Annotated in this window: 16 protein-coding genes; 2 read left to right on the forward strand and 14 right to left on the reverse strand. The window is 42.1% G+C overall.

All coding sequences use genetic code 11. The features are described 5' to 3' along the window. Positions 1 to 4 precede the first annotated feature (4 nt). The 14 genes from NCI00_RS20660 to NCI00_RS20725 all read right to left on the reverse strand — a co-directional run bounded on the left by NCI00_RS20660 (position 5) and on the right by NCI00_RS20725 (position 8,170). Positions 5 to 298 (reverse strand): hypothetical protein, encoded by a 294-nt coding sequence (locus NCI00_RS20660; RefSeq protein WP_253530766.1) that lies wholly within the window; start codon positions 296 to 298, stop codon positions 5 to 7. Between the two features lies 1 nt (position 299). Then, on the reverse strand, positions 300 to 689 hold the full coding sequence (locus tag NCI00_RS20665; protein WP_253530767.1) for a hypothetical protein: 390 nt from the start codon (positions 687 to 689) through the stop codon (positions 300 to 302). A gap of 25 nt (positions 690 to 714) precedes the next feature. Next, complete coding sequence (locus NCI00_RS20670; RefSeq protein ID WP_253530769.1) at positions 715 to 2,211, reverse strand: DNA cytosine methyltransferase; 1,497 nt, start codon at positions 2,209 to 2,211, stop codon at positions 715 to 717. A 57-nt stretch (positions 2,212 to 2,268) separates the two neighbouring features. Further along, positions 2,269 to 2,814 (reverse strand): hypothetical protein, encoded by a 546-nt coding sequence (locus NCI00_RS20675; protein WP_253530771.1) that lies wholly within the window; start codon positions 2,812 to 2,814, stop codon positions 2,269 to 2,271. Between the two features lie 31 nt (positions 2,815 to 2,845). Continuing rightward, positions 2,846 to 3,793: a radical SAM protein gene (locus NCI00_RS20680; protein WP_253530773.1), complete on the reverse strand. Its 948-nt coding sequence runs from the start codon at positions 3,791 to 3,793 to the stop codon at positions 2,846 to 2,848. A gap of 29 nt (positions 3,794 to 3,822) precedes the next feature. Next, positions 3,823 to 4,122, reverse strand: a complete 300-nt coding sequence (locus NCI00_RS20685) for a Thoeris anti-defense Tad2 family protein (RefSeq protein ID WP_253530776.1) — start codon at positions 4,120 to 4,122, stop codon at positions 3,823 to 3,825. After that, positions 4,085 to 4,495, reverse strand: coding sequence for a VRR-NUC domain-containing protein (locus NCI00_RS20690; RefSeq protein ID WP_253530779.1), 411 nt, complete (start codon positions 4,493 to 4,495; stop codon positions 4,085 to 4,087). The genes NCI00_RS20685 and NCI00_RS20690 overlap by 38 nt, the downstream gene beginning before the upstream one ends. Before the next feature lie 66 nt (positions 4,496 to 4,561). After that, positions 4,562 to 4,825, reverse strand: a complete 264-nt coding sequence (locus NCI00_RS20695; protein ID WP_253530781.1) for a hypothetical protein — start codon at positions 4,823 to 4,825, stop codon at positions 4,562 to 4,564. Continuing rightward, positions 4,822 to 5,064, reverse strand: a complete 243-nt coding sequence (locus NCI00_RS20700) for a hypothetical protein (RefSeq protein WP_253530784.1) — start codon at positions 5,062 to 5,064, stop codon at positions 4,822 to 4,824. Before NCI00_RS20700 ends, NCI00_RS20695 begins: the two co-directional genes overlap by 4 nt. Continuing rightward, positions 5,064 to 6,242, reverse strand: a complete 1,179-nt coding sequence (locus NCI00_RS20705; protein WP_253530786.1) for a PD-(D/E)XK nuclease-like domain-containing protein — start codon at positions 6,240 to 6,242, stop codon at positions 5,064 to 5,066. The genes NCI00_RS20700 and NCI00_RS20705 overlap by 1 nt, the downstream gene beginning before the upstream one ends. Continuing rightward, a complete protein-coding gene (locus tag NCI00_RS20710) occupies positions 6,242 to 6,709 on the reverse strand; it encodes a hypothetical protein (RefSeq protein WP_253530788.1) in 468 nt (155 codons plus the stop codon). The genes NCI00_RS20705 and NCI00_RS20710 overlap by 1 nt, the downstream gene beginning before the upstream one ends. Positions 6,710 to 6,741: 32 nt before the next feature. Continuing rightward, a complete protein-coding gene (locus NCI00_RS20715; protein WP_253530790.1) occupies positions 6,742 to 6,882 on the reverse strand; it encodes a hypothetical protein in 141 nt (46 codons plus the stop codon). Between the two features lie 256 nt (positions 6,883 to 7,138). Then, on the reverse strand, positions 7,139 to 7,444 hold the full coding sequence (locus NCI00_RS20720; protein ID WP_253530792.1) for a hypothetical protein: 306 nt from the start codon (positions 7,442 to 7,444) through the stop codon (positions 7,139 to 7,141). A 426-nt stretch (positions 7,445 to 7,870) separates the two neighbouring features. Next, positions 7,871 to 8,170, reverse strand: coding sequence for a hypothetical protein (locus tag NCI00_RS20725; RefSeq protein ID WP_253530794.1), 300 nt, complete (start codon positions 8,168 to 8,170; stop codon positions 7,871 to 7,873). A gap of 145 nt (positions 8,171 to 8,315) precedes the next feature. Between NCI00_RS20725 and NCI00_RS20730 the strand changes: the two genes are divergently transcribed. Both NCI00_RS20730 and NCI00_RS20735 read left to right on the forward strand, forming a co-directional pair. Continuing rightward, on the forward strand, positions 8,316 to 9,155 hold the full coding sequence (locus tag NCI00_RS20730) for a helix-turn-helix domain-containing protein (protein WP_253530796.1): 840 nt from the start codon (positions 8,316 to 8,318) through the stop codon (positions 9,153 to 9,155). Next, positions 9,155 to 10,384 (forward strand): site-specific integrase, encoded by a 1,230-nt coding sequence (locus NCI00_RS20735; protein ID WP_253530798.1) that lies wholly within the window; start codon positions 9,155 to 9,157, stop codon positions 10,382 to 10,384. Before NCI00_RS20730 ends, NCI00_RS20735 begins: the two co-directional genes overlap by 1 nt. The last annotated feature ends 362 nt before the right edge of the window (positions 10,385 to 10,746 follow it).

A 10,746-nucleotide genomic window follows, 5' to 3' on the forward strand; every position in this document is an offset into this window, starting at 1 on the left:
GATATTATTGTTGTACCCCTTTTTGTATGTGGCTGTTTTTAAGCATTTCTACCAAATCAGGCATACCCAATCGCTCATAGATTTGGGCATTGTATTCAAAAGAACCTTTGCAGCGGTGGGTTGGCAGGCGGGTCTTTCCTTCGGTGCCGTGGCAAATTTGCTGCGCTTTAAAAAGCGTCCTTTGTGTTACTGTACTTGCCAATTCCGCATCATATATACCGCGTCCTTGGGGTTTAAATGGGCACATTTTACAATGGGCAGACATAATGGGCAAATCTCCTACGTTTGGATTTTTCATATTAATTGTCCGAAAATTTAGGCCCTTTACCACCATGCGGGCGATGCCTTAACTTACCATGCTCGGCACCTACGACCACGTCTACTGCGTTGGAGACTTGCATCAACACCCTCGTTTGATTAACTGCCGTTTCGGTAATCAGCGAAAGCATATTGGCCGTGTTAGCTTGATGCTGTATCTGTTGCTTTTGGTCACCGTCATAATCGGTCAGTTTAGAAAGTACTCTGATTTGGTCTTTTTCGACTTTCAGGCAAGAATATGAGGGTGTTAGGTTTAACAGATATTCGCTATACCCAGGTGTATGTAAAACCACCATCCCGCCCAAATCTTCCTTTTGAAGAATGTCTTTGATTTGGGCCATGACCCGCTTTAGTTTTGGGGAAAAATCCATAATTATAATTATTGAAGTTGATTGATTATACAAGACTCGCAACGCATCTCGCCACTAACAATTCCATAGTGGGCGGCGGGTTGGCGTTACCAATTTGCTTTTGCCTATCTTCCTTATTCCCCAAAATGATGTAATCTTTCGGAAACCCTTGCGCCAATGCCGTTTCGGAAGGCTGGAGCATCCTGAAATAACAATCATCAACGCTTGGTTGATTGTGAGTCTCAACCAGGCTTAAACTATCCTTGGTGGGAATGGTGTACGTCGGGTCAGTGAGTTGAGCCGCCTGAGCGTTACCGTGGTATGGAGTCAAAAAGGGCTTGGAAGAAACTAGCCAATTCTGAATTCCTGCGGCAACCTGTGTACTTATTGGGTCAGTCATGGCGTCCAGTGTTCTGTTGCCACGCATGGTCAGAATGGCCGAAGGAGCTACCAGCGTAAGGCTCTGCTGAGTGGTCAGCGTTGGCATTACGTCATTGGGACCATAAGTACGATCACTTTTGGAATGAGCAAAGGAGGTATCCACCAAAAAAGGTGAAAACAAATAGCTACTATACCCCGTCGACTGCGTATTCATCGGAGAATCGTCAGCGGTTCGGATTCGGGCCCGCACGGAGCCAGAAGGGTTTCTTTGGTCAATGATGGTTGGACGTAAACCAAATTTACCAAGGCCATATTCAATGCGTTGGCGGGTTTTGTCGCAAAGTGGCGGCATTTTGTTCAAATGGCGTTCACCTATTTTGACCATTGGAATACTGAAATCAATGGCGTTAAGCGCAGCGTAATAAAATGGCATTACCACCTCATTGCATCCCGAACAACGAAAGACATACTGCGTTTTGAATTTACCGGCAATTCGTCCGTTCTTCCAGCTTTGGTATGTTTCTTTTACTCCGCAGCGCGGGCAGGGTGCAAGCGGCCGTATTTCCAAATCAGGGGCTTTATTTCCCTTTTTCCAAAAAACGATGTAGATGCGGTCGCGGCTTTGCGGTGCAAAACCTTTAATATTTTCCCCGTGGGCAAACATAGCGTTCAGAAATACGCACTTGTGAACATACCCCAATGAATGCATAGCTTTTAGCCACGGCTCAAACAATACCCAATCACGCACCTCCACAACATTCTCAGTAATAACAAATTCGTATCGGTGTATCTCAGCAAATCGTACAATGTCCCACATCGTGGCCCTTGATTTGATGGCCGAATGGTCAATGGCTTTGTTTTGAAATAATTCGCCTTGGTTCAGGTTCTTGCGTCGTTTGCCTTTGGCTCCCGAGTGATTGGTACACTCTGGCGAACCAATCAGGCCCGTAGTTCTTTCGTACCTGGCGGGATGTGTTTCTGAAATATCCGCGCAATCGTGAAAAGTATCTGGGTGGTTGGTGTTGTGCGATTCTACGGCCAGTTTCCAGTGATTCATGGCGTATTTCACGCGCACACCCGGAACATTAACAGCTCCGGTGGTACTACCTCCGCATCCGCAAAAAAGGTCTTTAAGGGTTATATCTGAAGGGTGAAGGTTCATAATGGTTAAAAATTCAGCCCCTGATACTGAATCAGGGGCTTTAGGTTGGGTAGAAAATTAATTATCAAAAATGCCGAGCTGATTGGAAACGGCAAGTCCAGAGTACTCCAAAAAATTACCCCTGAAAAACTCGCTGAATTCTTCAAATTTTCGATACACTTTGTTCTGTTGTTCAGTGCGTTCAAAAATGGCCTTGTCTTCAGGGGTTTCCCGCAGCATATCCTTGGTGGACTCGTAATCAAAGAAGGTGTCAACCTTCACATCGGCTGTAAGAACGCCAACGGGTGCAGTACCCTCGATGTAAATCATTTGCATACCGTCCGTTTTCTTCACCTCAAACTTTCGAGCGTGAAACGTCGCCTTCGGCTCAATGAACATGTTCAAAGCTGAAATAAAGGCGTTTAATTGGTCGTAAACTTCGGTGCCGATTAAATAGACCATATCAATTGTCGTAACTATTTTACTGCCATTATCAGAAAGGGTCGTAAATCTATACCCCTTTGAAGTGCTGGCAAACGCTGTCAGGAAAAGGACTTTCTTCTCTTTCACATCCTCTTCCAACTCCTTCGCCTCTTTTGTTTTACCGCTAAAATGCCCTGACATACATTTGTTGTTTAAAAAGTGAACTGATTGATTAATACGCCAATAATTCTTCCTTTGGAGCATGGACCACTTCCATTCCAAATCCAACGGATTTCATTGCAAGGTGCTGGTTGTTTTGCATCCAGTTTTGGACAAACCACAACTGACCACAACCGCCACCAATATCGTCCTGTCCCGCTGGGTCAAACATTCTGGTTGAAAATCCATGCTCCCACAACTTTTGCATGAAACTTGAAGCTAGTTCACGCTGTCTAACATTTGCCGCCGCAATACTTTCGTCACGCTCGCAAACGACCGAAATTGTAGCCTCAAACACATCGGGATTAAATAGTTTGGCTATATTATCAGCGTCCTGCTGTGAACTGTTGTGTTCGTGGGCACAATAATTGAAAAACGGTTTGCGCCCTGTCCGAATCAAAAACACTTCGCCAATATGAGCAATGTCGGACAGTATCAGTTTTGCTTTGAACGGGATAAGCTTGTCTCTTTTTTCATCGGTGCTTTCGTGAACAGAGAACTGTAAGCCAACGGTAGGAATTCTTTGGGCCATTTGTATAACTGGTTCATAGTTTATTTGAGGCCCAATTGAAGAAATAAGCAGCTTTGCTTGTGGATATTTTGAGTACAAGATTTCAAAAGCTTTTTCCAGTTCCTTGAAATTAAGAAGCGGCTCACCCATTGACATTACCATGATTTGAAACTTCTGAATTTTGGAAGCGTCAATGTTTTGGCTTTGTAGGCAGTGGTCAACCTGAAACACAATTTCCTCGGCTTTTAGGGAACGAACAAAATAATCACCCGCTCCACAAAAGCGGCAACCAACGGGACACCCACTTTGTGTTGAGCAACAAATTACTGTTCGGTCCTCATAGGTTGGGTATTTGTATAAAACAGCTTCGGCCACCGCGTTGTCTTTTTCAAAGACGAATTTCATTACATTTTCGTCAGAACTTTGAATGGTTTTAATTTCTGTAAACATTGTGTTTGAGTTTTATTTTTTAACAATTATTAATTTACCTGCCAATCCTCGGCCAATAGGTCATTGTGACGTGGTGTCCAGTAGTAAGGGAAACCATTTTCCACCTTGCGAAATGTTGGCGGCATCGGCACTGACCCCGCTTCCCCAAACTCAAATAGTTCGTTCTTTAGTCCGCAAATGGTCTGTACTGCTGGGCCATCTTCGGGGTACTTGCCTTTGCGAAAAACAATGTGCGCTTCATTTTCAAAGCCCGGCCGACGAGCCACGGTTGCCTTTTCAGTGGTCAGCAATTCAGATGCCTGCCCCCACGTTAGATTTTGTGCTTTCATTGGATATGTGTTTAATGGATAAATGCTTGTCAATGACCCGAATGGCTTCATCAAAACCGAAACAGAAATAGGCAGGGAAGCCAAAACGATTCAGTATATCAATCCACCATATTTGATTGGGCTGTTTCTTGCCCGATTTCAAAACCTTCAATTCAATAAATAAAATGAGTTTGTAATCCAGAATAACCAAGTCGGGAAACCCACTTAATACCCTCATTTTGCGTAGTAAATACTGTTCAAAGGCTGACCGTTTGCCTTCGTTGGGGGAGTGGTATATCACCGCGCGTGGGTATTTAATTTCTATGTACTGACACACCTGTATTTGCAGGGTTTGTTCTGGCTTTAGGTATTTGTCAAATGGGTTTGATTTCATGTTGAATTTGTATGAACGTAGATTACTATACGCAATAAAAAAAGACAGCCCCGAAAGGGGCCATCCTTAATTGATTGGTCTGGATACAATATGTCTTGGGTGGATTTGGGTTTCAAAAGCTACGCGGCTGTCACCGAGGTAAAAATCAAACTTGCTTACCTTTTTTGGTGGAACGGGTTTAAGAATCGGTTGATTATTGGCATTGAACATGCCAGTTGCCACACATGCAGCATACGAGGTGTTTTTTTTGTTGCGTTCATCAAGGTATACTTTGACGATTGCGCCCGCGAAAATGATTTGAGTAAGGCAGGGAACAGGGGCTGATTTCATTGTATTAAAGGAGTTTTGTTTACGGGTAAATCATATCTCTCAATTTCAATCGCATTGTGATTTGTGTAGAGGTTGCACAATTCTTCGATGGCGTTCACTTGTTCATGGGCGCCATCGGCCACCGTCAATAGGTCTTTATTGGTTGACCAGCATAAAAAGAAGCCAACCATGCCGTGTTTTTTTGCGATTGCCAACATATCTGCGTATACGTTGGCAATCTCTGGGGGCGGCTTTTGCATTATAATTCAATGTCTACTGGCTTCAATTCGCGCTTGCTCCATTCGGGTAGGTTCAGTTGAATAATACCCATGTCGCCAAATTCCGCTTTGGCATCGAAGCCTGGGAAGGTTTTTGAATCAATGCATTTTTTCACGTCCGCAATCGCGCATTGGTAGCGGTACCGTCCGTTTTGTAAATCTTCGGGCGAATACATGAACACCGCAGGCAAGAACGGTTCAACATTTTGCAGCATCACACAGATAACCGCGTTGAATCTGCGTCCTGTTACTTGTGAAGCGACTTCCAAATACATTCCTTCTGCCATTTGATACTGGAATTTTGCCGCATCGTAGGCAAATTTGTCAATATCCTCCGCCGATGTTGTTTTGAAAGAAATAATGGCGTTACAGCCGATGTTTTCTTCCAATTGTAATCCATCGGGACGAATTTTAACCGGCAGTCCCGTGCCTTCATCTGTACCGTAAAAACTGACTTCATTGGCCGAGCCTTTCATTAGAGCGGGCAGAATACCACCACCGTATGTGTAGTAGTGGCGTCGTACAAGTTCGATTTTCCTTTTATCCACTTCACCCACGCAGATTTTACCGGCACGTTTGGACAATTCTTCGCGGTAACGTCGCAGGCCGTCAATTTTTGTGATCGTCAATCCCGCACGTTTTACGGCAGATTTGGCATTGGACAGTAAATGACGTTTGCCCGATTTCTTCATTACCCCTTTGAGGGTTTTTTCCCAAAACTCCACCGACTTCTTTACGCCTTCCGTGGTGGATAAACTGTAGTTGGGTTCAACAATCAAAGCGTCAAACAACTCAGGCTCTAAAAATGCCATGTGGCAGAAAGTGCCGAATTCAAAGGCTTTTTTAGACTGGATTGGAATTTTCTCGTGCAGATAACACCAATAATGCAATGGTGTCTTTAAGATTTGCTTCAAAGCGCTGGCGCTGTTGGCAGGGCGTTTCAGGTAATTTTCCATTGGGTCCTGAATCACCGTACCATTCACGGACAGTTGAGGAAGTAAATCTTTGACCTCAATCGTTTTTTTTCTGTTGATGATGTGACTTACAACTTCTTGTATCGTCACATAGTCAGTGGGGTCATAAGAGAGCGGGTTGATTTCCCGCTCACTTACCATTGCCGACTCCATAGCCATTAGAATGTCATTGTATTCGGCGCTCATTAGATTCTAATCATTATGGGTTTAACTGACCAATTATCCGACTTGAACGCATTGTTCTTGTTCTGGATTTTTCCTTTATAAGTAATTAACAAGGGAATGCCCTGTGGCACATTTTCCAAAGCCGCAACCAATCGCTTTGAACCATTCCGCACTTGCTTAACACCGTTTGCATCTTTTTCCAAAAAGAAGGCACATGGTAATGAAATCACCACATTTGCATCATTAACATCTTGCACCAATGTTTCTTCAATTTTGACGAACAATACTCTTTTGGATTCGCCAGCGTTCAGGGGTGACCAATATTCCGAGGAAAGGTCAAGCTGTAGCACTTCAGCGTTTTCGAGGTTGGGCATTTCCTTCATGGCCATAATATCGACCGTAGGAACATTCATAATAGGAGAGGAGGCCGCGCGTTCAATTTGAACATCTTGAACTTCTTGGGTTTCAACTGTTTGTAGTTCTGACATTTTGAGAGAAAGTTTAAATTGTATGAAATTGGTTATCTGAAAGCATTGTGGCTGTTTAGTGCGGCCGTACCGACCCAAAGCACAAAACAGATTAAAAAAATCAAAGCGACGATGGCCCACATTTGCAGGTCAAAGGATTGCTGAGGCGTTAATTTGAGTTTAGGAAGTTTCATTGTTGCAGCATTATTCGATGAATAAAAAGGCGTAAAACAGGGCGCAAGCGGCAAGGAAAATCAATATGTCTCCCGCGGCGGTTAAGTATCTTTTCATAAAATTCCGTGGAGTTATGTTGAGTAAATTAGCGGGGAAGGGAAGCCCTCCCCCGTAATTGATTTTACTCAACGTTATGAAAAACTCATTTTTTTGAAGGGTAAGAAACATCGGGGCGGCAAAACCGCCCCGTGTATTGACGTCTCTAAACCCTTAACATTAAATGTGGTAGAATCCGAGTTCAATGGTTTTGTACCAATTGTTATAAGATTCCATGATGTTCGCTACGGGGTAAGTCACGTAAAAGCACTTTGCGTCAATCAATAACTTCGCTTGTTGGATTGTCAAGCCCAAAGCAGTGTAACTGCGTCGGTTGTACATAATCCAATCAGGGTAAATCTCTGGTTTCAGGGTTTTGATAATCTCCCAAGCTTTTCTCAAAGCATTAGAGAAATGTTGAAAGGTGCTCTTAATTGCATGAGCAACCTTCAGTGCTTTTTTGCACAGTTGGAGTGAATTTTTCATCTTTGCGTCTTAATTTATTGTATTGATAAAATAACACGGTTGTTTTACGGCCGTGTTATTTTGTTGATACAATATTAATAATATTATTAATAATATACAAAAATATTATTAATAATAATTTTCAAGCCACAAGTAATGAGTTAATTCTGGACTCTACTGCTGCTGGGTGATAACGTTTCCCAATAAGATACTTTCTTATTGAGTCAAGGCCGAATCTTACCGAGTTTCCCTTCCTTTCAACCGAGAGTTGATTGCTCTTTGCTAATCTCCAAACTGTTGTACGTGAGCAATTTAATAATATTTCTGCTACTTCACAACTTACCCATTCAACACTTACTCTCGCACTTTGTATTTGCCCTACAATATCCAATAGTTCGGAAACTTTTCCTTCAAGGGCTTGAAATTGTTGCATTGTAGGTACCTCCATTATGATGCCTTATTAATGTTTTGAGACTCATGTTCATTTTGCAAATTAATAATATTATTAACTCTTTGTAAAGCAGGAATATAGCCTTGATTTAGTTTTTCCAAGCCCTCTAAGATTCTTTCTTCTGTTTTAACTCTGACGGGCTTTCCCTTCGCATAAGTAGCTACACTTTGGTAACAACGAAGACCAGCCGCGTCCGCAACTGCCTGACAACCAAACTTTTTAATGTTTGCTTTAATCGGATTGAACAGTTCTGGTTTGCTCTGAATGACCGAAACCTCAGTTTTTAATTGTCCCATTTTTTTGACCGCTTATAAAATTTAGAAACCGCTTGCCCTAGAATTTGGATATTATTAAAAATAATATTAATTATAATATAGTTTTACGGCAAAATTAATAATATTATAACGTAAAACAACAATATTAATAATAATTATGCAAGTTATGCCCAAACCTATCGAAAGCGACTTATTAAGAAAGATTAAATTACGTCGCCTAATCCGTGAGAATGCGGAAGGAAACCAAAAGAACTTTGCCGACAAGGTTGGTTTAACCCAAAGCCAAATCAGCCATTTACTTTCTGGACGTGAGATAACGGACAAAATGTGGCAACGCATTTTAAACAGCCTAGGAGTAAAGGATGTGGCCATTGAAGAGGATTATATAAAACTCAAAGAAGAACATGAATTGGCAAAAAACATGGTGCATCATGGCAAAATGCTTGATGCCTACATGAAAAAATACCAACTTAGAACCAAAGACGTGGCAGAAAGGCTGGGCGTGAGTTCTGCCATGGTGTCAGTGTATAAAACCACCGAACAGTTCCGTCCAGAAATTGCCGAGAAAATCACAAAGTTGATGGTCAACAATGACCCGATTTTTGAAAGCAAATACGTGTATGCTGAATTACCGACCTTTTCTGATACTGAGCGTCATTTATCAGACCTGTCCAAATGTGACACTTATAGACTTAACCAAAAAGTAGATTATGACCTGGATGGCGCGGTCGTGGTCAAAATTGAAACTGATTCAATGGAACCCACCATCCGTAAAGAGTCGGAATTGTTGGCTGTATTAATACCGGAAAACAAGTACAAATACCACACTGGCCTTACAGTGATTCATTATGCTGACATGATAGCCATTGGTGACGTACAATCTAATGATATACTCGACAAAGGGTACATCACCTTGAACCGGGGCAAAGGTGCAGTTTTGCGCGTACTTAAAGAAGACATCCAACACTTGTGGTATATTGTATTGGGCCTTAACGTTAAATTTTAATGGTTACTTTTCGCGTCGAACTTGCTTCCGCTCCCAACCGAGACGGTCAATACCCTGTTCGTCTCCGAATCACCGCTCAGCGCCAACACAAGCGTATCAGCTTGGGTTTTGCCATCAACAAAAAGGATTTTAACCCCAAAGGAGTTCTTGACAAATCCAATTGGATACGTGCGACCTGCTCACAATACCTATTGTACAACAATCGCATCCGTGAAAAATATGAAGCGGGCATCACCGTGGTTTCCGAATTGTCAAAAAACGGCAATCCAACCATTGATGAAGTAATCAACGCTTTAACTACCAACAAAGACCAATCATTTATCGAGTATTACAAAAAACAATTAGAGTACGCTCGTGTTAGGTTGACCCTGAAAACGGCCGAAAATTACGGTGTACCTCTTAACAAGTTGATTGCTTATTTGGAAGAAAAGGGCAAAAAGGACATCACTTTCAAAGAACTTACACCCGCCTGGCTGAAAGACTTTGAATCCTTTATGTACCGAAAAAATGTCAAAAATACGGTAAGTAAGCAGTTGGGATACGTTCAGACCATTATCAATGAAGCCATCAAAGATAAATTACTGAGCCGTTCCAATAATCCCTTTGAAGAATACGACTTCACATTCGACCCTACGGAAAGAGAAAAACTTACCGAAGATGAATTCAAGGAACTGGAAGAAATGGAATTAACCCCAAACTTCCGAGTCTGTCACGCCCGCGACATCTTTTTGTTCATGTATTATACCCACGGCATGAGAATAGGGGATGCCCTGTTTATCAAAGTCGGCAATGTGTACACTGATGGCAAACAAACCCGTTTAGAATACATCATGCAAAAAACGGGCACCGCCAAAAATGTGCTCCTTGGAGAAAAAGCTAAAGCGATTATTGAACGTTATCGTGAAGGTAAAAAACCTTATGATTTTCTTTTCCCCTTTCTCGAACTTGGAAAAGATTACAAAAACCCTGAGGTGTTCAAAGAGCAAAAGGAGGCGAAAACTTCCATTGTCAACAACAACCTCAAAAAATTACAGGAACGCTTAGGCTGGCAAAAAAGAATTACTTGTCACATTGCCCGCCACACCTTTGCCGACACCGCCCGTAAAAAAGGGCAGAACACTTACAACATATCCAAAGCACTTGGACACACGAGACTATCCACCACTGAGCAATACTTGAAATCCTTTGACCAGAACTCCGTGGACAGTATCAATGAAATATATGAGTGAAACATGAGTGAAACAATAATGAAACACGATGAAACATTAGTATTTTCACTACCGATATAAAACAGCCATTTCAGGGGGATTGAGACACTTTGTGTTTCATGGGGTAACAAAGTTCGAGAACCTCTCTCTCTGCGAAAAGGCTGTAAATCCCTGATTTACAGCCTTTTGATTTTTTAAATCTGCTCCTATTTCTGCGCTTGCGCAGGTTTTTTAGATTCTTGATTTTTGATCGTTTTTTCGGAGCAAACCCAAAATTTGTGGAGAGCGTTGGATTTTTTTAGGTTTGTGTTTTAATCAACCCTATCTGTTTTGGAAAGTTTTCTGCCTTTATTAGAGTACCTCTTACCTGATTTTATCGTATC

It is taken from the genome of Runella salmonicolor (assembly GCF_024158025.1).
GTDB classification, from domain to species: domain Bacteria; phylum Bacteroidota; class Bacteroidia; order Cytophagales; family Spirosomataceae; genus Runella; species Runella salmonicolor.

What these genes read in the sequence shown, in the direction of transcription:
- NCI00_RS20660 (WP_253530766.1), bottom strand. Translation starts at nt 298, where the DNA reads ATGAAAAATCCAAACGTAGGAGATTTGCCCATTATGTCTGCCCATTGT.
- NCI00_RS20665 (WP_253530767.1), bottom strand. Translation starts at nt 689, where the DNA reads ATGGATTTTTCCCCAAAACTAAAGCGGGTCATGGCCCAAATCAAAGAC.
- NCI00_RS20670 (WP_253530769.1), bottom strand. Translation starts at nt 2,211, where the DNA reads ATGAACCTTCACCCTTCAGATATAACCCTTAAAGACCTTTTTTGCGGA.
- NCI00_RS20675 (WP_253530771.1), bottom strand. Translation starts at nt 2,814, where the DNA reads ATGTCAGGGCATTTTAGCGGTAAAACAAAAGAGGCGAAGGAGTTGGAA.
- NCI00_RS20680 (WP_253530773.1), bottom strand. Translation starts at nt 3,793, where the DNA reads ATGTTTACAGAAATTAAAACCATTCAAAGTTCTGACGAAAATGTAATG.
- NCI00_RS20685 (WP_253530776.1), bottom strand. Translation starts at nt 4,122, where the DNA reads ATGAAAGCACAAAATCTAACGTGGGGGCAGGCATCTGAATTGCTGACC.
- NCI00_RS20690 (WP_253530779.1), bottom strand. Translation starts at nt 4,495, where the DNA reads ATGAAATCAAACCCATTTGACAAATACCTAAAGCCAGAACAAACCCTG.
- NCI00_RS20695 (WP_253530781.1), bottom strand. Translation starts at nt 4,825, where the DNA reads ATGAAATCAGCCCCTGTTCCCTGCCTTACTCAAATCATTTTCGCGGGC.
- NCI00_RS20700 (WP_253530784.1), bottom strand. Translation starts at nt 5,064, where the DNA reads ATGCAAAAGCCGCCCCCAGAGATTGCCAACGTATACGCAGATATGTTG.
- NCI00_RS20705 (WP_253530786.1), bottom strand. Translation starts at nt 6,242, where the DNA reads ATGAGCGCCGAATACAATGACATTCTAATGGCTATGGAGTCGGCAATG.
- NCI00_RS20710 (WP_253530788.1), bottom strand. Translation starts at nt 6,709, where the DNA reads ATGTCAGAACTACAAACAGTTGAAACCCAAGAAGTTCAAGATGTTCAA.
- NCI00_RS20715 (WP_253530790.1), bottom strand. Translation starts at nt 6,882, where the DNA reads ATGAAACTTCCTAAACTCAAATTAACGCCTCAGCAATCCTTTGACCTG.
- NCI00_RS20720 (WP_253530792.1), bottom strand. Translation starts at nt 7,444, where the DNA reads ATGAAAAATTCACTCCAACTGTGCAAAAAAGCACTGAAGGTTGCTCAT.
- NCI00_RS20725 (WP_253530794.1), bottom strand. Translation starts at nt 8,170, where the DNA reads ATGGGACAATTAAAAACTGAGGTTTCGGTCATTCAGAGCAAACCAGAA.
- NCI00_RS20730 (WP_253530796.1), top strand. Translation starts at nt 8,316, where the DNA reads ATGCCCAAACCTATCGAAAGCGACTTATTAAGAAAGATTAAATTACGT.
- NCI00_RS20735 (WP_253530798.1), top strand. Translation starts at nt 9,155, where the DNA reads ATGGTTACTTTTCGCGTCGAACTTGCTTCCGCTCCCAACCGAGACGGT.